Below are 22,594 nucleotides of genomic sequence, written 5' to 3' on the forward strand. Positions count from 1 at the left end.
CCCACCAAGGACGCCGCACGCGCCGAGGTGTTCGACTACATCGAGATGTTCTACAACCCACAACGCCGTCATGGTTCAACTGGCGACCTGTCCCCTGTAGAGTTTGAACGGCGCTACGCGCAACGAGGGTCTTGAGTGTCTACGGAACCCTGGGCGTATCACCCAGTAGAAGACGGGCCGCAATGTTGGCTGCTTGGCTCACACGAAGGCGATAACCGTCATAGTCACACGAGCCGCCCGCCATGTATCGAGAGCCAATTGCAAAGTCATATCCCTGTCCAATCTTGTCTAGTAGGCCTGGAATACTAGATGGTTCATGCGAGCCATCAGCATCCATAGTGACAAGTCTATCGTAGCTGTGATGAATTGCGTAACAGAAAGCAAACAGATGCGCAGTTCCTAGCCCCATTTTCCCTGGTCGCTGAACGATTGTAAGGTTAGACAAACCCAACATTTTCATCGCCTCAACAGTGCCATCTCTACTCCCATCGTCCACGATCAAAATATCCACCCCAGGGACGGCTGCGCAAATACCCTCCAGAAGCTTATTGACGTTGCCTGCCTCATTATAGGTCGCAGAGAGAATTAATGTTTTCATTTAGTAGACTTCTTATGCACTTGGATTTCTTGCATGATGCAGCAGCCGAAATCGAGATAAAGATCGCGCGATTAACCATTCGCCGCAGCAGTTCGCCTCGACAACAACTTCCAAACAAATTTGTAGGACATGAAGTAGTTCCATAGTGATCCCACAACAATGCCAGCTAGCGCAGAAACCATGGGCATATGAATGTCGTCATATACCTCACCAGAAACAATCAGGCTTACACCAAGGCCTACAGAGGTAATAAACAAGTAGATAAAATAGCCGAAGATCCAGCGCCGCCCTGTCAATGTAACCACACTGAAAGTGGCTTTATTGTTGGTGAAATAGTTAAACGAAGCAGCTACAAGCATTGCTATGCAATTCGCCCAACGAAAGCTAGGCCCCAAGTGTAAAGCGACATATTAAGAACAGCCATATGCACAATGACGCCGAGCGAGCCAACTATCAGAAAAGAAATTAATGTAATCGGCAAATAGCCCTTCAGAAACCGGAACACATAGCCGCCGAGTTTTTCAATAATTCCTGCAAGCACTATGATTCACCTGGTCTGGACGCGCTTTGACGTGTCATTTCGTAAAAGTGATCACCCATCACGCAAGTCACAGGCGCTAGACAACTATATAACCGGATTTTCAAACATCCAGGCCAGTGTCTTCCTCAAATCAAACTCTGGAAGCGTGCCAATTTTATCTATGAGGCGACGATTATCCCCCCGCAAAGACTTCACCTCATTACCACGGACAAAAGCTGGATTCACTACCACTTCAAGCTGGTGATCTGCAATATCAGCGACAATATCAACAACATCCCTCAGCGAATACTCGTTGCCTGAAGATATGTTATATACCCCTTCCGTTTTTACGGAAGAAACAAGACGAGTAATTGCCTCTGCCACGCAGCGCACATCGTAGAAATCCCTTGAGACATCTACGTTACCCAATTCCATAACCGCAGCACGCTTTTGAAAATGCTGCACGATCTTTGGGAGGAGAAATTTAGACGACTGACCGACACCAGTATAATTGAAGGGGCGGATAATCGTAATTGGCAGCACCTCTGCCCAGAGCTTTGCCATGTACTCCATCGCCAGCTTGCTGACAGCGTAGTCATTCTGAGGCGACGGCATGACATCTTCGGAGATCAAACCACCTGCATTCCCGTAAATGTTCGCGCTACTAGCCAAGAGGACGCGCGCCGGACGCTTAGCATTGGCCGCAAGTGCATCAAGCAGATTTCGCGTTCCTACGACGTTCAATCTATAAATTCCATCAACGTCACCATGAGCAACGAAGGAAATGGCTGCTAGATGGACAACCACTTCTGGCTGCAGCGAAGCCACAGCCGTCCTAACCTGCTCACGGTCCACCATGTCTACACGATACGTATTAGGCAATGCTGGTCCGCCATGCGACCAACCATGAACAGCATAGCCAGCTCGTTCGAGGCTATCCTTGACGTATCGCCCGGTAAATCCAGTGGCCCCGGTCACCAAGGCCACCTTCTGGTTAGAAAGAGAAGCCACGCTCATTCCTACGCAGATCTGCCTCGACCATCATTTTGCAAAGCTGCTCAAGCGTAGTGGCAGGTTCCCAACCAAGCTCAGCCTTAGCCTTGGCAGGATTTCCGATTAGTAGTTCAACCTCTGCAGGACGATAAAACTTAGGATTGACCCTCATCACCACCTGCCCAGTCGCGACATCCTTGGCTACTTCAGCGTCATCACGACCAATGAATTCCAGCTCTATGTTGACTGCCTTGAATGCCATCTTCACGAAATCACGGACGGTTTCCGTACGATTTGTCGCAAGTACAAATGTGTCCGGCTCATCGGCTTGTAGCATGCGCCACATCCCTTCAACATACTCCTGAGCAAATCCCCAATCTCGCTTCGCGTCGATATTGCCTAGCTCCAGGCAATCCAGCTTGCCCAGCTTAATTTTGGCGACAGCGTCGGTGATCTTCCTCGTAACAAATTCCCTACCACGCAACGGGCTTTCGTGATTAAACAGTATCCCGCTTGATGCGAACAGATCATAGCTCTCCCTATAGTTGACCGTGATCCAGTGCGCGTACAGCTTAGCGACGCCATAGGGGCTGCGCGGGTAGAACGGGGTACTTTCGATCTGGGGGACGGCCTGCACTTTGCCAAACATTTCAGACGTGGACGCCTGATAGAAACGAATCGACGGATCGACCAGACGGATCGCTTCTAGCAAGTGAAGCGTGCCAACACCGGTAATCTGCGCGGTCGTCGCCGGTTGTTCGAAGCTGACGCCGACGAAGCTCTGCGCCGCAAGGTTGTAGATTTCTTGCGGCCGTACCTTGTTGACTAACGCAAATGTCGCGCCCTGATCGGTCAAATCGTACTCGACAAGGTGTAGGTTGGCATGCGCTGCGACTCCCAACTCCTCCATACGCCAGAAGTTGACCGAACTGGTCCTGCGGAACGTGCCATAGACTTCGTAGCCCTTTTCCAGCAGCAACTGGGCCAAGTAGGCGCCGTCCTGACCACTAATGCCGGTAACAATTGCTTTTTTCATGTGAAGCCTTCCTCGAATTTTGAGATTTCGCGCTGTTCGGTGATCACGGAGCTAGTGCGCGTCACCTCTCGCCTGTCTAGCCGACGAGCGTCCAGGCCGTAAAGTATATTCGAAAGCCGCCGACCAAGTCTGGAATAACGGTGAGCCTCCCGCCATTTCTGCGCTGTCCGGCCACTATCATCCAGCAAACTCGGATCGTCGATAATTGCTGCTATACCGGATGCAAGGTCCACTGGACTTGTTCCCGGCAAGCGTATGACCGTTTCGCCGACGTCATCAAATATGGCAATCGGGGTGACAGCAACCGGTCTCGTCGTCGCCAAACCATAGCGCACCGCCGCACTTGAGGATTCACCCGTACCCTGATAGGGGAACACAATCAAGTCAGCGTCCTGCAACAACTCAAAAGACTGATTCTCTGGCAGATAGTCCATGTGAAACTCCACATGCTCCGTCAGCCCCAGCCGGCCAACCAATTCACGCAGTTCCTTAGCCAGCGCCTTCGATTCACCAACAGGATACTCTGCGTTGACCATTCGCAAGCCTACATCGTGCCCCTGGGACACAAGCAGTGCAATCGCTTCGACCAATTGGGGCAGACCCTTGTGCGGAAGACAGAAACCGTAGGATCCGATCTTAAAGCGCCGCGCTCCCCGGCTCTTGGCCGATGTTAACGGTGGCGCCTCCAGATCGACGATGCCATGCGGAAAGATAGCAACGTTGTCGACCAACCCAAGCGCCTTGAGGCGGTTCAAATCGCCCACCGAGTGCACCAGGATACGATCACAGTCGCGCAACGCAGCCGCTAGCATGGATAACTTGCGCTCGGGAACATGCGCTGGATCCTGAGTGGCATGCATCATGACCACCACAGCGCGACCAGCCTGCTTCTGCGCTAAAAGTAGACGTGCCAGGGGTTGAAACTCGAAAAAGCCGTACTGGAATTGGAAAACCACAACCTCCGCATTGGTCGCGTTGAGCGAAACTTCAAGCCCTATCAGGTTGTCCGGCGCTGCGGAGTCCCAGCAACGACGCACATTCCCAGCATCGGGCTCAAGGCGATCCGCCGCATAGGGCGCAAGAATGTGCACGGCATGCCCAAGGTTTCGAGTGAGATGCTCCGAATAACTGGCAATCCCGCATTTGGTCTTCCAGGAGCTGACCCATGCCACTAACGGCGCCGTGCGCCGAGGGTGATTCGCGGCGACCTTGCGAACCAAGTCTTCGGTACGCACTGCTACGTCACGCCATTGGAACCGCTCGGAAAGCAGCGCCTTTCCCTTTGCAACTTTGGCCATCCGCTGCTCTACCGGCAGCTGGTGCAACTCCCGTAGAAGTTCCGCCAGATGCAGACGACTGGGTTCAGCCCACACCGAGTTAAACAGCCCGAAGTGGCTCTGTGCCTTCTGGAACTCGTAGTCCACCAGCCACGCAGTGTCCTCAGTGCAGAAATCCAACTGCCCGCCCCATCCAGTCGTAATGACAGCCAGGCCCGACATCATTGCCTCTGCCATCGGCAAGCCGAATCCCTCTGCTCGGCTTGGTGCGACCAAGACGTGCGAGGTTTCATACAACCTTTTCAGACGGAACTCAGAAAGATCTTCTTCGATAATGCGAACATCTGGAAAATCTTTACGTGCTCCACGCGCCTCATCCACCCAACGCCTGATTTCGTTATGAGGATTTGCAAAAGTCTTGATTACCAGGCTGACCTTGTCGTCGCTACTGAACGCATCACCAAAGGCTTTCAACAACACATCAGCGCCCTTGCGGGGGAAGCACGATGAGACATGCAGAAAACGAAATTCTTTGCCCTCGCACGTGTAGGAATCATCACTCTCCACACGCGTCCAATGATCGACGCCGGCCTCGCCTACAGAGATCGGGACACTCACTCCACTGTCGATCAGGATCTTTTCGACATGATGTGACAGCGCGCTTATCCCCTGAAGCGCATCATTGAAGGCGTCAGCCCACTCCCAAGGGAACTCGGACTCTTCCCAAGCGTAGTCGTGGAGCAGATTGAATCGCGAGCGCATGTCTGCAACGCGGGGCGGATACAACAATCTACTGCTGACATCAGCCTCTGCAGGAGGCAAAGCGGGCTCGCGTGCGTGCATTTGCGCGACATCCGGCCTAGAAGCGAGAAACCGGGCATCCGCTGCAAAATCTCCCGGCCCCTCAGTCGAATGTAGAGCCACATCGTTACCACGTTCTCGCAGCGCCCGCGCCAATTCACGATTGACCAGAGCCAAACTGTAACTGCTGTCGAACGGCCCCTCGACCCGCCACCGCAACCGGGTGGGAAGATCGCCGTGGTAACGATGCGCTTGCAGCGCAGTGATCTGATTCTCCGCGATTGCTGCGGCTACATCGACTAGATCTTGCTGAGCTGGCGCCGGTGCGACGCTGCGAAGCGCAGCGATCTCCTTGACTAACTCTGCCTCACCCTGCTCAACCGTCTGTAGCGCGACCGACCACAGCGGTGTATGCACCCGCTTTTCATGGTTGGACTCGAATGCATCCAACGCACGGCGCGCACTAACATCCCAAGAAAATTTGCCGGCTTGCACAACCGCATGCTCACGGAGGCTCTGCGCAAAACCTCCGTCGGACAAGACGCGCAACATGCTATTTCTAATGGCCTGCACATCACGAGGGTCGAACAATGCATCGTTGCGACCGATTACCTCAGGCACGCTGGTCAAAGACGAACCGATAGTTGGAGTACCGCAAGCCATGGCCTCAAGCGCCGGCAACCCGAATCCCTCATAAAGCGACGGAAACACGTACATCTCGGCTGCTGCATACAGGAGCACTAATTCCTGGTCGGAAACGTAGCCGGCAAACACGATGCGGTCTTCAGAAAGTCCACAACGGCGCGCAAGCAACTGTAGCCGCTCTTGCTCGATCGGAGGAAGCTTGCCAGCTATGACCAGTTGGCAGGTATGCAACTCTTCGGAAGGAAACCCCGCAAACGCCTCAATGAGCCGACCTGCGTTCTTACGGCTATCCATCGCGCCGCTGTACATCACATAGCGATTCTGAATCCTATGACGCGACAGGAGCGCTGCCCGTTCGTCAGCCGTCAATGCATGGGGACGAAAAATCTCGGAAGCAGCGGACGAAATATTGACAATATGCTGCGCATCTAATTCTAGTGACGCGATCGCTTCGGCACGTGCGTGTTCAGAGATCGCGAGCAAAAGATCAGCCCGCTTCAGCGAGGCAATTTTGGAACTGTACCAGTCTTTGACCCATTCGGCGGCAAGGTACTCGGGACTGTGTAAAGGGATCAGATCGTAGAGCGTTGCAGAAGTTTTGAGCCCAAGCTGATGACGGATCGATGTCACGACCTGATCCTGAGCTCCCTCGATCATACTCGACACGTGAACCATGTCCGGCAGCAGGTCGCGTAAAAATGCTTCACGCATACGTTCCGCTGCCTCGCGCCGCCACATATTCCCGATGTCCTGCCAATGGGTAGGCGTCGGGGTCGCGAAGGAGACTATCCGCGACTGCGGAAGCAGTGCGTCGAACATCTCGCGCAACTCGCCGATCCCAGGCATGTGCCCATTTACGGCAAGCCAGAATTCGTGACCGTTGCCGGCGCGCACCATCGCCTGAGCCAATGCAGCAGAGTACCGCCCAATTCCCCTAAAGCGACTCTCGCTCTGCACGCCCTGCATGTCGATGACGATACGCATTAGTGCCTCCTCTCGACGATCGCCTGCTCAAGCTGGATAAGAATCCGATTGGCACGGGGCGAGAGCTGTGCTCGCTTCTGGGCATTCGTAGGCATGCCGTCGACGGATACCGCCGAAGGCCCCATCTCGATTGCAAGCCCTGCGCGAACGGCGAATCGCTTCAATCGCAACATTAGCATGGGCTGCTTCCGCAGAACGGCCGTGAGCGGCTTTTTGATCGCAGGGCGGATCAGAGCGAATCGTATCGCGCGCGCAAGCAAGCCTCGCGCTCTGTGCGTAGATGCACTGACCAATATCTTGGCGCTTTCGCGCAACCCGAGGCGCAAAGGTGACGTCCATTTCCAGCTACGGCTCGATTTAATCAGCGAGATCTCAGATCGCATCTCTTCCGCCGTATGCCACCAGTAGTGGGCCACTCGCTCGCTTTCGCGCAACGCGTCTCGCGCCTCAGACAAGGCGATGACTGAAGAGGCAATTTCCCGCTGCGCGATAGCCAACTTATCGTTGACATTAGAGATTTGGCCACCAAGCTCGGAAATCTGGTCGCGCGCGCCATCGAGTTCCAACGCGAGCTTCCTAGCTTGCTCGCCGCGCTCCCAATCGGCGTACCTAACAAATTCATCAAAGCAATTAGGCGGCACGGCAAAGCGGCCGGTAAGATCGGCATGCTCTCGCGCAAGATAGAAACGATTCAACCCGTCGAAATAGACATCGTCGTATCCCGCATCGAGCAAGAGATGGGACCACTCGTGCGACACGTCGGTCTGGGTGTTCGGCATCGTTGATTCGACCACTACCACCCATGGCCGGATCTTCGAAAAATCCATTCCACGCAGCACCTCGCCCTCGGCACCCTCCACATCGATCTTTAGGAAGTGAACCGTGCTCAGTGCAGCCCGCTCAACGACATCGGTCAACGTCCGCATAGGCACGGCGGTCTCCGAAACCCTTGCTCCTTGAGCGGCATATTGGCGCGCCATCGCGGCGTCCATCGTCGAAAGGCCTGTATCGAGCACCCGATAGAATGTCACTTCGCCTATGCTTGAACCGACTACAACGGGGAGGTTGATGTCATCAGGACGATCAGCCGCCAATAGCGCATGCCACTCTTCAACAGGCTCAATGTTGATTCCTCGCCACCCACGTTCATAGAACGCACGCGTTACGGAATCATGGATTGGGTGCTGGGCCCCCACATCGACATAGGCCCCGTTTTCAACTTCAGAGAACGCACGGCGAAGAATGACGTCTTCGAAGTTCTGCGCGTAGCTGATAAACGTGGACATCAGCGGAGCACCTTGATAACTGGGGGAATCCAAGCAACCCCAACAAAGTCGGGGCTATTTACATTGATTACAGAAAACGTCAAAGCAAGTTCCCGCCATTCGTAGTTGTTAACCAAGTGGGTTTCCGTACTAACCAAGGCGGTGGCGACTGAATAGCTACCAGGACCCAATGCGGCTTTGAAGCTTATCTCGTACTCGATGAGCTCCCCGGCCTGCAACTGTCCAAGCGACTGTTCCGTATAGTGAGTGTTCGTACCAAAAACCGCTTGACCGAGCCGATCCTTGATCATATATCCAAGAACGAGACGCTCAATCTCCGCGTGCAGTTTGACGGATATGCGCAGCGATACCTGCTGCCCAACCTCGACAACCTCGACGGATATTCCGACTTCATTGAAAAGCGAGATCGAATCGACCGTCGCCTCCCGCGAACCTGATACCACCTGTTCGCGCCCGGACACATGCTTGTTCACCACCAATGAGGCGTTCTCACGTTCGGCAATCAGGGCATTGTAGTAATCCATCACATCGTCAGGCGCGGCGTCCAGCAGCACCTTTCCCGAATCGAGCAGGATAGCCCGATCGCAAATTGCCTGAATTGCTGAGCTGTCATGAGAGACAAGCAGCAGAGTGGTACCGAGGTCGCGGAACTCGCGGATCCGCTTGAACGACTTGTGCTGAAAGTAAGAATCGCCCACTGAAAGCGCTTCATCGACAATAAGTATGTCCGGGCGAAACGCCGTTGCAACGCTGAAAGACACCCGCATTTGCATGCCGCTCGAGTAAGTACGCATCGGCTGATCGAAGTATTCGCCGACCTCGGCAAATTCTTCAATCGCAGACATTACGGCTTCAATTTCAGCATGACCATAGCCCATTAGTCCTGCAGAGTGATAGGCATTTTCCCGGCCTGTCAGATCAGCGTTAAACCCCATCCCCAGTTCAAGAATTGCCGCAATCTTTCCGGTGCAGACAACGGAACCTTCTGTTGGACGGGTCGTTCCGGTGATCAGTTTGAGCAGCGTACTCTTTCCCGCACCGTTATGACCGACGATGCCAACGGTCTCGCCGGAAGCAATTGAAAAACTCACCCCACGTAATACCCAATGTTCCTCCGATGGCCGCGTCGGCAAACCCAACCACGACGCAACACGTGCCCACTCACTTCCCCACCGGCGATATGCCTTTCCAATGCCATCTACAGCCAACATACCACTCATAAGACGTCCACCATTTCAGGACTTGCCTTTCTAAACATGAGCAAAGCAAAGCTCATCAAGAGCAGAGCGGCAAGCACCAACCATCCTAATGCTGTCCACTCTGGCGGCTTACCAAACACCAAAATATTTTGATAACTGGTGATTAGCGGATAAAGCGGGTTCAATCTAAAGAAGTGCTGCACCGAAGCCGGCAGAATGTTTACGTTGTAGACCACAGGAGTGAGCCAGAAAAGCGCTTGTAGCACGACTGGAACAACCTGACCGACATCGCGCATAAACACATTCAGTATCCCCAAGACCATGCCAATACCTAGACCCAAGCACAGCGTTATTAGCATCAGCACAGGCAGCCATAGAGCCTGAATATCGGGCATGTGCCCCAGCACAGCAAAGACGCCAAATATCGCAACTCCTAGAAGCGCGTTATTGACGAGCACGCTCCCCCCTGCAATGAAAGGCAGGCAAATCCTCGGAAATGCCATTTTCTTCATCAAGTTACCGCTTTCGATGAAAAGGTTAAGGCATTTTCCAAGTGTCTCCGCAAACAACGTCCATCCAAGCGTGCCTGCCATCAGATAAAGAGCGTAAGCATATTTATTGTCGATGCCGGGCAGTTTCGCGGCCAGCACTTCCGAAAGGATCAACGCGAAGATCAACACCTGCGCCAGAGGATGGATAATCATCCACAGCCCGCCTAGCTTGCTGCGGATGAAACGCAACCTCAGTTCATTGCCTATGGATGAAAATACGAAAAAGCGGTAGCGCCACAGCGCCAGAAGCATGTTTTTCACTTGGGTGTCCGTTCGTTACAGATGAGACAGGCGATGTCTGCGCGTGATCAGAAGTTCAACGCCCGCTCCAAATCCCCACGCAAATCCTCCACATCCTCGATCCCCACACTCAAACGCACCAGCGCATCGCTGATACCGAGCTGGTCGCGTCGGGCCACCGGAATGGAGGCGTGCGTCATGACGGCGGGATGATTCACCAGGCTTTCCACACCACCGAGCGATTCGGCCAGGGTGAACAATTCGGTCTTTTCGCAGAAACGCTTGGCTGCGTCGAAGCCGCCCTTGAGGACGATGGAGACGATGCCGCCGAAGCCGGACATCTGGCTCTTCGCGAGCGCATGTTGCGGGTGCGAGGCAAGGCCGGGGTAAATGACCTTTTCGATCGCAGGGTGGGTTTCCAGCCATTGCGCAAGCGCCAGGGCGTTTTCGCAGTGCGCACGCATGCGCAGCGGGAGGGTCTTGAGGCCGCGCAAGGCGAGGAAGCTGTCGAACGGGCCCTGGACGCCGCCGATGGAGTTCTGCAGGAACGCCATCTGCTCGGCGAGCTCGGCGTTGTCGCCAACGACCGCGATACCGCCGACCATGTCCGAGTGGCCGTTGAGATACTTGGTGGCCGAGTGCACGACGATGTCCGCACCCAGGCTGAGCGGGCGCTGCAGCATCGGGGAAGCAAAGGTGTTGTCGACCACGATCAGCAGGCCGCGCTTGCGCGCGATCTCGGCAATGGCAGCGATATCGACCAGCTTGAGCATCGGGTTGGTCGGGGTCTCGATCCACACCATCTTGGTATCGGGGCGAATCGCCGCCTCGAACGCAGCCGGGTCGGTCAGGTCGACGAAGCTGAAATCCAGGCCGGCAGTGCGGCGACGCACGCGCTCGAACAAGCGAAAGGTGCCGCCGTACAGGTCGTCCATCGCCACCACGTGGCTGCCGGCATCCAGCAACTCCATCACCGTCGAGGTGGCGGCCATGCCGGAGGCGAACGCAAATGCGCGCGTACCGCCTTCCAGCGCGGCGACGCAACGCTCGTAGGCGAAGCGCGTGGGGTTATGGGTACGCGAATACTCGAAACCCTGATGCTCGCCGGGGCTGGACTGCGCATAGGTGGACGTCGCGTAGATCGGCGGCATCACCGCGCCGGTGCTCGGATCTGGCGACTGCCCTCCATGGATCGCCAGCGTTGCGAGCGACAGCGCGCGCTCGCCGTCATGGCTATGAGTGGTGCGATTGGACATGGAGGTTCCCGAAAAAGTGGGCGATTGTAACAAGCAGGTCTGAATGGCCCGTGCCGCGCGTCGCATCCGAGCGCGCGGCGGTGCCGGATTACTGCACGATCACTGCACGCGGCGGCGCAGGTAGTTGAGCAGGTCGATGCGGGTGATCAGGCCAAGGAATTGCGTGCCGTCCATGACGATGGCGACCTGGCCACGGTCGAACACCGGCAGCAGCGCTTCGATCGGCGAAGCCACGTCCAGACGATCCAGCTTGCTGACCATGGCCGTGGAAATCGGGTCGCGGAAGCGGGCTTCGTCGCCATAGACATGCAGCAACACGTCGCTTTCGTCCACGATGCCCACCAGTTCGCCGTCGTCGATCACCGGCAACTGCGACACGTCGTACAACTTCATGCGCTGGTAGGCAGTAGTCAGCAGATCCTCCGGGCCCACCACCACGGTGTCGCGCTTGTTGTACGGGCGCAGGATCAGGTCGCGCAGATCGCCGTGTTGCGGGCGCTCCAGGAAGCCGTTGTCGAGCATCCAGTAGTCGTTGTACATCTTCGACAGGTACTTGTTGCCGGTATCGCAGACGAACACCAGCACGCGCTTGGGCGTGGTTTGTTCGCGGCAATACTTCAATGCGGCGGCCAGCAGGGTGCCGGTGGACGAGCCGCCGAGGATGCCCTCCTTGGCCAGCAGCTCGCGCGCGGTATGGAAGCTTTCCGCGTCGCTGATGGAGTAGGCCTTCTTGACCCGCGAAAAGTCGGAGATATCCGGGAGGAAATCCTCGCCGATGCCTTCGACCAACCAGCTGCCGGACTTTTCGCTGACCGTGCCTTCTTCGATGTACTGGGTCAGGATCGAGCCGACCGGGTCGGCCAATACCAGTTCGGTGTGCGGCGAGGCGCTGGCGAAGGCGCGCGACAGGCCGGTCATGGTGCCGGAGCTGCCGCAGCCGAACACGATGGCGTCCAGCTGGCCGTCCATCTGCGCCAGGATTTCCGGGCCGGTGCCGAATTCGTGCGCGGCCGGGTTGTCCGGGTTGCCGAACTGGTTGATGAAGTAGGCGCCCGGGGTCTCGGCAGCGATCTTGGCGGCCAGGTCCTGGTAGTACTCCGGGTGGCCCTTGGCCACGTCCGAACGGGTCAGCACCACCTGGGCGCCCATGGCCTTGAGGTTGAAGATCTTCTCGCGGCTCATCTTGTCCGGCACCACCAGGATCAACCGGTAGCCCTTCTGCTGGGCGACCAGTGCCAGACCCAGGCCGGTGTTGCCGGCAGTGCCTTCGACCAGGGTCGCGCCCGGGGTGAGGTCGCCACGCTGTTCGGCCGCCTCGATCATCGACAGGCCGATGCGGTCCTTGATCGATCCGCCGGGGTTGGCCGCCTCCAGCTTGAGGAACAGCTCGCAGACGCCGGTGTCCAGGTGCTGTGCCTTGACGATCGGCGTGTTGCCGATCAGTTCGAGTACGGAGGAATGGATCGCCATCGGAATATCGTCACTGCGTCGCGCGGGGCTTGGCCGCCCATTATCCGACGAACGGCTGGGGAATGCTCATTCAGACTGGAACCGATCGCGCCGGCCAATGAACGGGCGGGCTCAGCCAGCGCTGCGCCACTACCACCGGCATGAGTGCGCGGCTGCCAGGCGGGCATCGCGCCCTGCCGCCAGGCGCGTGACACGGGTTGCGCAAATAAAGACGCGGACGGTGGCAAGCCGACGAGGAGGCCGCCACCGCCCGCGGCGGTGAACTTGTTCTAGCGGTGGGGAAGGATCAGTGGGTGAGCTGGTCGTACATCCGGGTGAGCTTTTCTTTCGCCTGCAACTTCTCGCGCTTCATCTGGCCCAAGGTCACGTCGTCGATGGGGAGCACCCCAAGTTCGGCATCCATGCATTTCTTGTTCAAGAGCTTGTGGCGTTGGTACAGCTGCTTGAACTCGGGATCGGACTTGACCAATGCGTCGATTTCGGTCTGCGGTTGCCCTTCGAACATGGCGTTACCTCCTTCACTTGAAACACTTAAAACAAGAACGCCCCGGCCGCGGGCGGCACGGGGCGCTGCTTGGGGATGGAAGACTCGCGGATCACAATGGCAAGCGCACTGGCGGAACCAAAAAGCTGTCCACCGAATTGCGTTGATGCGTGCCCTTGCGTCACTGGCCCGGCCCTCCGTACTTCCAGGCAGCGGAGTGCTGCCCGGGAGTACGACCCTACGCCGGTCGCGGAGGGGGTTCAAGGCCAGAACGGCTGCTTTTGCCGTTCCCTGCCTCAATCAGTGACCGCGGTTCAACCGGGCGTCATGCCCGGGTTAAAAGACCTTAACTTCCAACCACTTGCATTACGGCGCGACAACCACCTCGGCAGCGCGCGTCTTGCTGGCGGCGGCCTTGGTGCCATTGACCTGCAGCCGTGCGCTGGCGACACCGGCAGCCACCAAGGCGTCGCGTAACGCTTCGGCCCGCTTCTTGGCGGTGGCCGCATCGCTGTCGTAGCCGACGATGCTGACCCGGCCTTTCTTGCCGATATTCAGATACTCGGCCAGTGCCTTGGCCTGCCCCGCGGCATCGCCGGACAGCGCGGCCTTGCCACCGAAGGCGCCACTACCCAACGAAAACACTTCGCCGCGGCTGTCGAACTTGGCGGAAGGCAACTTGGCCCCGGCCACCAGCTCGGCTTCTTCATGCGCCAGTTGCACCGCTTTTTGCTGGGCCGCATTGAGCTTGGCGGTCTGCTTGCCGGCCACGCTGGTCAGCGCCAGCTCGGCGTCCTGGCGGGCCAGGGTCTCCTGTTCGGCCGCCTGCCGCATGCGCTCGGCCTCTTCGGCCTGGATCTGCGCCTGCACGCGCAGACGCTCGGCTTCCTGGCGCGCGCGCGAGGCGTCGCGGCGGCTGGCTTCGATCAGCAGGTCGTTGCGGGTGCCTTCCAGCCGATCCAGCTCGCGCCGCGCCAGTGCGGTGCGGGCGGTGAGTTCGGCGATTTCGACCCGACGGTCGGCCAAAAACACCAGCTCGTCGCGGTCGCGCCGCTTGGCCTCGGCCAGCGCCGCCACGCTCTGCTGCGCCTGCAGCCGCTCGAAGCGGGCCAGTTCATTGGTCTGCGGGTCGTTCTGCAGCGCGGCCAGGCGCCGGTTGAGCGCGTCGGCCTGCGGGTCGTCCTTGGCCGCCATTGCCAGCGGCGGCAACGTGACCAGGCTCAACACACCGAGATACAGCAAGGGGCGCAGTTTCATCGGCCGCCCTCCCCGGTATTGAGAGTGTTCTGCAACTGCGCCACTTCCTTCCGGCGCTGTTCCAGTTGCGCGGTGACCACCGCTTCTTCGCTGCGGGCCTTGGCCAGGTCGGCGTCGGCAGCTGCGCGCAAGGCGATCTGGGGCACCTGCTTGCGCTGGCGCTTGTCCAGTTGCGCCTGCTGGGCCTGCATCAATTCCTGGCGCGCCAGGTTGACCAGATCCGGAGCGTATTGGTCGGCATCGGCCTGGGTGGCGCGTTGCACGGCCTGTTCGGCGGCGGTGAGCTCCGGTGCCACCTGGGCGGCGGCCGGAGAGGAAAGAACCATGAAACAGGCGATGCCATACAGGGATCGCCGCAAGTATGCGAAGCTAGCCGTCATTAGGGGAGCCGTAGCGAGAAGTCTCGAGCACGGCCATTGTCGGAAGCCTGCGGCGGACTTGCAACGAGACGCTGCTGTTTGTTGGGGAACCATTGCGCATGGATATCGGCTACTTCCTGAAGCTGATGACCGAAAAGAATGCCTCGGACATGTTCTTGACCACCGGCGCGCCGGTGTACATCAAGATCGAAGGCAAGCTTTACCCGCTCGGCAATACGGGGTTGCCGCCGGGGATGGTCAAGAAAATCGCTTACTCGTTGATGGACGAAGGCCAGGTACCGCAGTTCGAGCGCGAGCTCGAGCTCAACATGGCCATCGCCCTGCCGGACGCCGGCCGCTTCCGCGTGAACGTGTTCAAGCAGCGCGGCGAGGTGGGCATGGTGATTCGCGCCATTCGCAGCCGGATTCCCAGCATCGAAGAGCTCAACCTGCCGCAGGTGCTCAAGGACGTCATCATGACCCCGCGCGGGCTGGTGCTGGTGGTGGGTTCGACCGGCTCGGGCAAGTCGACCTCGCTGGCGTCGATGATCGACCACCGCAACAGCACCACCACCGGGCACATCCTCACCATCGAGGACCCGATCGAATATCTGCACAAACACAAGATGTCGATCGTGAACCAGCGCGAGGTGGGCCTGGACACCCACGCCTTTCAGAGCGCGCTGAAGAACGCCATGCGCGAGGCGCCGGACGTGATTCTGATCGGCGAGATCCTGGACGCCGAAACCATGGAGGCGGCGATCGCCTTCGCCGAAACCGGCCACCTGTGCCTGGCCACGCTGCACTCCAACAATGCCGACCAGACCATCGAGCGCATCCTCAATTTCTTCCCGGAAAGCGCGCACAAGAACGTGTTGATGAACTTGGCGCTGAACCTGCGCGCGGTCATTTCCCAGCGTTTGGTCAAGGGCGTGGACGGCCGTCGTCGACCGGCCACCGAAGTGCTGCTCAACACGCCGATGATCCGCGACCTGCTGCGCCGCGGCCAAGTGCACGAGGTCAAGCAGGCGATGGAAGAGTCGCTGGAAGAAGGCATGCAGACCTTCGACCAATGCCTGTTCCGGATGGTGAAGTCGGGCGAAATCGAGCAGGAAGAAGCGCTGCGCGCTGCCGACTCGCGCGACGGCCTGGCCCTGAAGTTCCGCCTTTCCGAAGGCGGCTCCGGCGAGCACGACCCGTACGCGGACTACGAAGCGGCCGCGGCACCGAAGATCAGCCACGGGTTCATCTAATCGGTTCGGCGGCGGCGATCGGCGATCTCGCGGCGCCGGGGCGGCTGGCCCTGGTCTTTCAGGGCGACTCTGCGACGGGCCCCTCGTTCGCGATGCCGATGCGACCAGCGCCCTCATCCGGCGCTGCGCGCCACCTTCTCCCGCTTGCGGGAGAAGGGAAGATCGGTGGCCTCCCGCTTGCGGGAGAAGGGAAGATCGGCGGCCCGTAGTGCTTTTGGGCGTCGGTTTCGAAGCCTTCGAACATACGTTCCGACGTCGGCTTGGCATGGCGCCAACAGCCCGAACCGGATGAGTGCCCGCCTGCCCTTCTCCCGTGTGACGGGAGAAGGTGCCCGAAGGGCGGATGAGGGCTGTGACAGCGTCCCTCAGGCCACCGCGTCGGCCTGCATCTCCGGGCGCGCCGCATCGAAGGCCGGCAACTGCAGGCAGGCCTGCTCGATGCGCCGCAGGGTCGGATATGGCGCCAGATCCACCTCGAACCGGTGCGCGTTGTAGAGCTGCGGAATCAGCACGCAATCGGCCAGGCCCGGTGCATCGCCGTGGCAGAAGCGCCCGGTCTGCGCATCGCGCGCCAGCTGCGTTTCCAGTGCCGCAAAGCCACGCTCCATCCAGCGCCGTGTCCACTGCTGGCGTTGTGCGCCATCCAGCGCGAACTCGCGCTCCAGCACCTGCATGACGCGCAGGTTGTTGAGCGGGTGCACATCGCAGGCGATGAGCTGCGCCAGTGCGCGCACCCGGGCGCGTTCGGCAGGCGCGCGCGGGAGCAGCGCCGCGGTGTCCGCGAATGCCTCTTCCAGATACTCCAGAATCGCCAGCGACTGTGCGATCACCGCATCGCCATGCCGCAACGTCGGCACCAGTTCCTGCGGATTGAGTTGCGCATAGGCCGGCGCGTGCTGCTCGCCCCCGTCACGCATCAGATGCACCGGGTGGGAAATGTAGTCCAGCGCCTTCAACCCCAGACCGATGCGCACGCGATAGGCCGCGCTCGAACGCCAGTACGAAAACAGCTCCAGGGCCGCGCTCATGCGCGACCGCCCGCCGTCGCTGCACCGCAGGTCATGGCAGCGGCTGCCGCTCGACGCGCTGTTCGATCGCACCGAAGATGCTGGCGCCGCTGGCATCGAACATCTCGATCCGCACCACGTCGCCAAACGCCATGAACGGCGTGCTGGGCTTACCGTCGCGCAGCGTCTCGACCACGCGTTGCTCGGCAAAACACGAGGCGCCCAAGGTGGTGTCCTGGTTGGCGATGGTGCCCGAGCCCACAATCGTGCCGGCCGACAGCGGACGGGTCTTGGCGGCGTGGGCGATCAACTGGGCGAAGTCGAACTGCATGTCGTTGCCGGCTTCGGGAGCGCCGAACCAGGCGCCGTTGACGTGCGTCACCAGCGGCAGATGCAGCTTGCTGTCGCGCCAGGCATCGTCCAGCTCGTCGGGGGTGACGAACACCGGCGACAGCGCCGAACGCGGCTTGGATTGCACGAAACCAAAGCCCTTGGCGAGCTCGGCCGGAATCAGGTTGCGCAGCGAGACATCGTTGACCAGCCCGACCAACTGGATGTGCGCTGCTGCCTGCTCGGGCGAAGCGCCCATCGGCACATCGTCGGTGACGACCACAATCTCCGCTTCCAGGTCGATGCCGTAGTCCTCGCTGATCACCTTGATGGCATCGCGCGGGCCATAGAAGCCGGCGCTGGTGGCCTGGTACATCAGTGGGTCGGTGTAGAAGCTTTCCGGCACTTCGGCATTGCGCGCGCGGCGCACCCGCTCCACATGCGGCAGGTAGGCGCTGCCGTCGACGAACTCATAGGCGCGCGGCAACGGGGCGGCCAAGGCCTGCACATCCAGATCGAACACACCATCGGCGCTGCCGTCGTTGAGCGAGGCCGACAAGGCATTTAGGCGCGGCGCCACATTGCTCCAGTCCTCCAGCGCACGCTGCAGGGTGGGCGCGATGCCGGTGGCGCGCACGGCGGTGCGCAGGTCGCGCGCGACCACGACCAAGCAGCCGTCGCGACCGCCTTCCTTCAGGGAACCTAGCTTCATGACCATCCTGTGCTGTGCTGTGGCTGATCGGACGATTGTACGGCTTGCCGCAACAGTGGTTGCAACTGAAACAACTGACCGTGGCCACAACCGCGAAACCGCGGTTTTGTGCAGCGCGCCAAACGCGAGTACACTTGCCGGGTCTGCATGCGGCCGTCCGTTTCCCTTAGGGACAGCCGGCGAGGCCAGGATCGATCGATCCGCTCGCCCGCCCCACCCGACGCCTTTCGTGGTGCCGACAAACCCATCGCTTCTTGATCGGGTTGATCCACCATCTCGCAGCGCGGTTCACGGGAACGCTCCGAGCCTCACTTTCTTGCATCTGCAATGCGTTTGCGCTCCGGGCTTGGCTTGGCGGCGACGCTTTACTTGGAGCTTCCTGATGTCTTTTGAATCCCTGGGCCTTGCGCCCTTCCTGCTGCGCGCGCTGGCCGAGCAGGGCTACGAAACCCCCACCCCGATCCAGCAGCAGGCGATCCCGCTGGTCCTGGCCGGTCACGACCTGCTGGCCGGCGCGCAGACCGGCACCGGCAAGACCGCTGCCTTCGGCCTGCCGCTGCTGCAGCACCTGGGCACCGCGCCGCAGACCGTCAACGGCCCGCGCAAGCCGCGCGCGCTGATCCTGACCCCCACCCGCGAACTCGCCACCCAGGTGCACGACAGCCTGCGCGGCTACAGCAAGTACCTGCGCATCCCCAGCGCGGTGATCTATGGCGGCGTGGGCATGGGCAACCAGCTCGATGCGCTGCGTCGTGGCGTGGACCTGCTGATCGCCTGCCCGGGCCGCCTGATCGACCATATCGAACGTCGCAGCGTGGACCTGTCCGGCATCGAAGTGCTGATCCTGGACGAAGCCGACCGCATGCTCGACATGGGCTTCTTGCCCTCCATCAAGCGCATCCTGACCAAGTTGCCGCGCCAGGATCGTCAAACGCTGCTGTTCTCGGCGACCTTCGAAGAGAACATCAAGCAGCTGGCGCTGGAGTTCATGCGCAACCCGATGCAGATCCAGGTCACCCCGAGCAATACCGTGGCCGAGAGCATCACCCACCGCGTGCACCCGGTCGACGGCGCGCGCAAGCGCGATCTGCTGCTGCACCTGCTGGCGCAGGATAGCCGCGAGCAGACCCTGGTCTTCGCCCGTACCAAGCACGGCAGCGACAAGCTGGCGCTGTTCCTGGAGAAGTCCGGCATCAAGACCGCGGCGATCCACGGCAACAAAAGCCAGGGTCAGCGCATGCGTGCGCTGAGCGACTTCAAGGCCGGCCGCGTGACCGTGCTGGTGGCCACCGATATCGCCGCGCGCGGGATCGATATCGATCAGCTGCCGAAGGTCATCAACTACGATCTGCCGATGGTGGCCGAGGACTACGTGCACCGCATCGGCCGCACCGGCCGTAATGGCTCAACCGGCGAGGCGATTTCGCTGGTGGCGCAGGACGAAGCCAAGCTGCTGCGCCAGATCGTGCGCATGCTGGGCCGCGATGTGGAAATCCGCGACGTGCCGGGCTACGAGCCGCAGACCCCGATCCGCTGGGGCAACAGCGCGCCGGGTCGTGCCGAGCAGCCGGGTGGCGATCGCGCGCCGCGCAAGAGCCATGCCCGTCGTCCGCACGGCGATGCACCACGTCAGGCGCACGCGCATGCCGGCCCGAAGAAGCCGGGTGGCCAGCGCAGCAACGGGCCACGTCAGGCCAACACTGGCGCGGGTGCAGGCCGGCGCGATGGTGGTCGTGGTGGTCAGCGTCCGAGCGGTACGCGCTGAATCCTGCGCGCCGGCACATCCGGCGCCAGGTTGGCGTTGAACTGAAAAGCCGCCCTTCGGGGCGGCTTTTTCGTGGGCGCACTGCAGCAACTGCGCTGTGGCGAACCGGGCCGCGTGCAACACGCATCGTCCACGCCTGGCGGCCGTGGCGTCATCGCTGCCATGCAGTGCTGCCAGTCGTGCTGTGCAGCAGCGCCAAGTTAGCCTTCGATCAGCGCAGTATTGCGATCGATCGCCTCGCGGTAGCGGTCCAGCACTGCGGCGGTCTGCACGATGTACCGGCTCAGGTCCTCCCATCGGCGGTCTTCCAGCGCTTCGCGGATACCGGGCAAGGTCTTGACCTCGTAACCGGTGGCCAGACCGGGGGCGTAGATCAGATTGCGGTACCACGGCCGGCCCGGCAGACCAGCCTCGGCCAGCAGGGTTTGATCGATGCGCTGCAGCGAGGCGTTGAGCTTGCTGCGTACGTGCGCATCCAGATTGCCGCCGCGTGCGGCCAATGCCGTGTCGTAACGCTTGGCACTGCCCTGCAGGCGCGTGATCGCCTGATCCAGTGCAGCGAAATCGATCTGCGGCACCGCCGCTTTCGGCTCGGGCGCACGCTGCGGCCGGTTCGGGTTATCCACCGCCGCGTAGGCGCCGGCCTGCAGCAACTCGGCCTGCGTGCGCGCCGCAGTGCGGTCGCTGTCTGCCTGTTGTTTGAGCTCCTGCGCATAACCGGCCACCGCATCGGCGAAGTCGCCGAAACGCTGCGGCAACACCGGTGCGTTGGCGACGCGCAGGACCGTACGGCCCACGGTTTGCGACAACAGCGGCAGATAGGCGAACTGCGGATCGATGAAGCGTGCGAAATAATCGTAGGAGTCGTACAGCGAGTGATAGACACCACTGCCTCCGCCCTGCCCGCCATAGCCCAGATCCAGCGTGGCCAGTCCCAGATGCTGCAGGAAGGGGCTGTAGTCGCTGCCCGAACCGAGCGCCTTGAGCGGAATGTCGCCGCCGCCCGCAGCGGTTTTTGCGATGTCCTTCTGCGCCGGCTTGGCGGCGGGTGCCAGTGCGTCGATGCGCGCACGCGCGCGCTGACGTTCGAGCACGCTTACGCCGCTGTCCGGGTCCTGCACGTCGGCCGCCACGCTGTTGACCAGGCGTTGCAACGCGTGACTGCCACCGGCGTTGAGAAAGCCGCGTCCATTGCCGTCGGTGTTGACGTACAGCACCGCTTTGCGTCGCAGCTCGTCGGCGTGTTGCTCGGCCCACTCGGTGGAGCCGAGCAGGCCGGCCTCTTCGCCATCCCAGCTGGCGTACACCAGCGTGCGCTTGGGACGCTGGCCCTGTTTGGCCAGCTCGCCAATCGCCTTGGCTTCGGCCAGCAGCGCGGTGGTGCCCGATAGCGGGTCGGCCGCACCAAATACCCAGCCGTCGCGGTGATTGCCGCGCACCACCCATTGATCTGGATATTCACTGCCGCGCAAGGTGGCGATGACGTTGTAGATGGTCTGGCTGCCCCAGTCGGCATCCACCTTCAGATGCACGCGTGCCTTTGCATCGCCGCCGATGCGATAGGTGATCGGCAAGGCGCCGCGCCAGTCTTCCGGTGCTACCGGGCCGCCCAACGCGGCCAGCAGCGGCTGTGCGTCGCCCCAGCTGATCGGCAGGGTCGGGATCTTCAACACGCTGCCGGCCTGTTCGATCTTCAGGCGCTTGGCGCCCTTGCTTGCGCCCACGCCCGGCGTCAGCGGATCGCCTGGGTAGATGGCGAAGTTGGCAACCGAGCCGCGTTGCACGCTCCACTGATTGCGCGCCGGTCCATCGGGATAGGCCTGATCCTGAAAATAGCCGTCGTCGCGCGGATCGGAATAGATGATCGCTCCGATCGCGCCATGCTCCTGCGCCAGCCGCGGCTTGAGCCCGCGCCAACCCTTGCCGTAGCGCGCAATGACGATCTTGCCGCGCACATCCACGCCGTTGCGCGCCAGCGCTTCGTAGTCTTCGGCAATGCCGTAGTTGACGTAGACCAGGTCGCCGGTGACATCGCCGTTGCCGCCATAGATCACGTACGGCGGCAGCACGTGTTCGGTCTGCGTGGAGGTGTTGTCGCCTGCCAGCGGCGGCTCTTTCAAGCGCGCGATATAGGGCTTGGGGCCAAGCAATTCCAGCTGCGAGCTCCTGGGCGACGGCCACAGCACCTCGAAGGTTTCGATCCGCGCATCCCAGCCGTAGTCGCGCAGGCGCGTTTGCAGATCGCGGGCGTTTTCCAGGTTGTGCGGTGCGCCGACCTGATTGGGCGCCGACGACCATTGCTTCAACCAGCCACGATAATCGGCGTCCTTCAGCCCGTCGTCGAAGCGTGCCTCCAGCGCGCGTTGCGCCTGGGCGGCCGCGGCGTCGTAACCGGGCAGCGCGCCCGCGTGAGTTGCAGGTTGTGCGGCCGATTGCGCGGCTACAGAAGGTGCGGCCAGGGCCATGGCGATCAGCCAGGCATGCTGCGAAGAAGTCATTGTGAGTCCTTGAAGAAAGGGTTCGAGGCGAAGCGCGATTAGTCGTTCAAAGCGATGGCAGGCAGGCCACCAT

The 22,594-nt window shown here is 60.3% G+C and carries 19 protein-coding genes; 3 read left to right on the top strand and 16 right to left on the bottom strand.

Annotated features, from left to right (window positions below; genetic code table 11):
* A partial coding sequence (locus F7R02_RS01755; protein WP_151210041.1) for an IS3 family transposase occupies window positions 1-135 on the top strand: 135 nt, incomplete at its 5' end.
* Between the two features lie 4 nt (window positions 136-139).
* On the opposite strand, the gene F7R02_RS01760 is transcribed toward F7R02_RS01755, so the two are convergent.
* The 13 genes from F7R02_RS01760 to F7R02_RS01820 all read right to left on the bottom strand — a co-directional run bounded on the left by F7R02_RS01760 (window position 140) and on the right by F7R02_RS01820 (window position 14,977).
* Entirely contained in the window at window positions 140-598 is a 459-nt protein-coding gene (locus F7R02_RS01760; protein ID WP_139371023.1) for a glycosyltransferase, read from the bottom strand.
* A gap of 71 nt (window positions 599-669) precedes the next feature.
* Window positions 670-993 carry a GtrA family protein gene (locus F7R02_RS27405; RefSeq protein ID WP_268874988.1) on the bottom strand — a complete coding sequence of 108 codons (324 nt, stop codon included), beginning with the start codon at window positions 991-993 and terminating at the stop codon, window positions 670-672.
* Window positions 994-1,223: 230 nt separating this feature from the next.
* Complete coding sequence (locus F7R02_RS01770; protein ID WP_078567813.1) at window positions 1,224-2,135, bottom strand: NAD-dependent epimerase/dehydratase family protein; 912 nt, start codon at window positions 2,133-2,135, stop codon at window positions 1,224-1,226.
* A complete protein-coding gene (gene gmd, locus F7R02_RS01775) occupies window positions 2,113-3,147 on the bottom strand; it encodes a GDP-mannose 4,6-dehydratase (protein WP_078567814.1) in 1,035 nt (344 codons plus the stop codon). Before gmd ends, F7R02_RS01770 begins: the two co-directional genes overlap by 23 nt.
* Window positions 3,144-6,854 carry a glycosyltransferase gene (locus F7R02_RS01780; protein WP_078590325.1) on the bottom strand — a complete coding sequence of 1,237 codons (3,711 nt, stop codon included), beginning with the start codon at window positions 6,852-6,854 and terminating at the stop codon, window positions 3,144-3,146. The genes gmd and F7R02_RS01780 overlap by 4 nt, the downstream gene beginning before the upstream one ends.
* Window positions 6,854-8,140 (bottom strand): FkbM family methyltransferase, encoded by a 1,287-nt coding sequence (locus tag F7R02_RS01785; protein ID WP_078567816.1) that lies wholly within the window; start codon window positions 8,138-8,140, stop codon window positions 6,854-6,856. Before F7R02_RS01785 ends, F7R02_RS01780 begins: the two co-directional genes overlap by 1 nt.
* Window positions 8,140-9,360 carry an ABC transporter ATP-binding protein gene (locus F7R02_RS01790; RefSeq protein ID WP_078567817.1) on the bottom strand — a complete coding sequence of 407 codons (1,221 nt, stop codon included), beginning with the start codon at window positions 9,358-9,360 and terminating at the stop codon, window positions 8,140-8,142. The genes F7R02_RS01785 and F7R02_RS01790 overlap by 1 nt, the downstream gene beginning before the upstream one ends.
* Window positions 9,357-10,142, bottom strand: coding sequence for an ABC transporter permease (locus F7R02_RS01795; RefSeq protein WP_078567860.1), 786 nt, complete (start codon window positions 10,140-10,142; stop codon window positions 9,357-9,359). The genes F7R02_RS01790 and F7R02_RS01795 overlap by 4 nt, the downstream gene beginning before the upstream one ends.
* 56 nt (window positions 10,143-10,198) lie before the next feature.
* Window positions 10,199-11,386, bottom strand: a complete 1,188-nt coding sequence (locus F7R02_RS01800; RefSeq protein WP_078590326.1) for a cystathionine gamma-synthase — start codon at window positions 11,384-11,386, stop codon at window positions 10,199-10,201.
* Between the two features lie 99 nt (window positions 11,387-11,485).
* Window positions 11,486-12,856: a pyridoxal-phosphate dependent enzyme gene (locus tag F7R02_RS01805; protein ID WP_078590327.1), complete on the bottom strand. Its 1,371-nt coding sequence runs from the start codon at window positions 12,854-12,856 to the stop codon at window positions 11,486-11,488.
* A gap of 286 nt (window positions 12,857-13,142) precedes the next feature.
* The gene (locus F7R02_RS01810) at window positions 13,143-13,361 is read right to left on the bottom strand and encodes an HP1242/YdcH family protein (protein ID WP_002814034.1); all 219 of its coding nucleotides are present in this window, start codon (window positions 13,359-13,361) and stop codon (window positions 13,143-13,145) included.
* Between the two features lie 345 nt (window positions 13,362-13,706).
* Window positions 13,707-14,597 carry a coiled-coil domain-containing protein gene (locus F7R02_RS01815; RefSeq protein ID WP_078590328.1) on the bottom strand — a complete coding sequence of 297 codons (891 nt, stop codon included), beginning with the start codon at window positions 14,595-14,597 and terminating at the stop codon, window positions 13,707-13,709.
* Window positions 14,594-14,977, bottom strand: a complete 384-nt coding sequence (locus F7R02_RS01820) for a DUF4398 domain-containing protein (protein ID WP_005914753.1) — start codon at window positions 14,975-14,977, stop codon at window positions 14,594-14,596. Before F7R02_RS01820 ends, F7R02_RS01815 begins: the two co-directional genes overlap by 4 nt.
* A gap of 98 nt (window positions 14,978-15,075) precedes the next feature.
* On the opposite strand from F7R02_RS01820, the gene F7R02_RS01825 reads away from it, so the two are divergent.
* Window positions 15,076-16,209 carry a PilT/PilU family type 4a pilus ATPase gene (locus tag F7R02_RS01825; RefSeq protein ID WP_003484093.1) on the top strand — a complete coding sequence of 378 codons (1,134 nt, stop codon included), beginning with the start codon at window positions 15,076-15,078 and terminating at the stop codon, window positions 16,207-16,209.
* Window positions 16,210-16,574: 365 nt separating this feature from the next.
* Here F7R02_RS01825 and maiA read toward each other — a convergent pair whose 3' ends face one another.
* Entirely contained in the window at window positions 16,575-17,237 is a 663-nt protein-coding gene (gene maiA, locus F7R02_RS01830; RefSeq protein WP_078590329.1) for a maleylacetoacetate isomerase, read from the bottom strand.
* Window positions 17,238-17,268: 31 nt separating this feature from the next.
* Window positions 17,269-18,258, bottom strand: a complete 990-nt coding sequence (locus F7R02_RS01835; RefSeq protein ID WP_005920827.1) for a fumarylacetoacetate hydrolase family protein — start codon at window positions 18,256-18,258, stop codon at window positions 17,269-17,271.
* Window positions 18,259-18,640: 382 nt separating this feature from the next.
* On the opposite strand from F7R02_RS01835, the gene F7R02_RS01845 reads away from it, so the two are divergent.
* On the top strand, window positions 18,641-20,023 hold the full coding sequence (locus F7R02_RS01845; RefSeq protein ID WP_003484084.1) for a DEAD/DEAH box helicase: 1,383 nt from the start codon (window positions 18,641-18,643) through the stop codon (window positions 20,021-20,023).
* Between the two features lie 200 nt (window positions 20,024-20,223).
* On the opposite strand, the gene F7R02_RS01850 is transcribed toward F7R02_RS01845, so the two are convergent.
* Window positions 20,224-22,521 carry a transferrin receptor-like dimerization domain-containing protein gene (locus F7R02_RS01850; protein ID WP_078590330.1) on the bottom strand — a complete coding sequence of 766 codons (2,298 nt, stop codon included), beginning with the start codon at window positions 22,519-22,521 and terminating at the stop codon, window positions 20,224-20,226.
* Window positions 22,522-22,594: the final 73 nt, after the last annotated feature.

Source organism: Xanthomonas cissicola, assembly GCF_008801575.1.
GTDB classification, from domain to species: domain Bacteria; phylum Pseudomonadota; class Gammaproteobacteria; order Xanthomonadales; family Xanthomonadaceae; genus Xanthomonas; species Xanthomonas cissicola.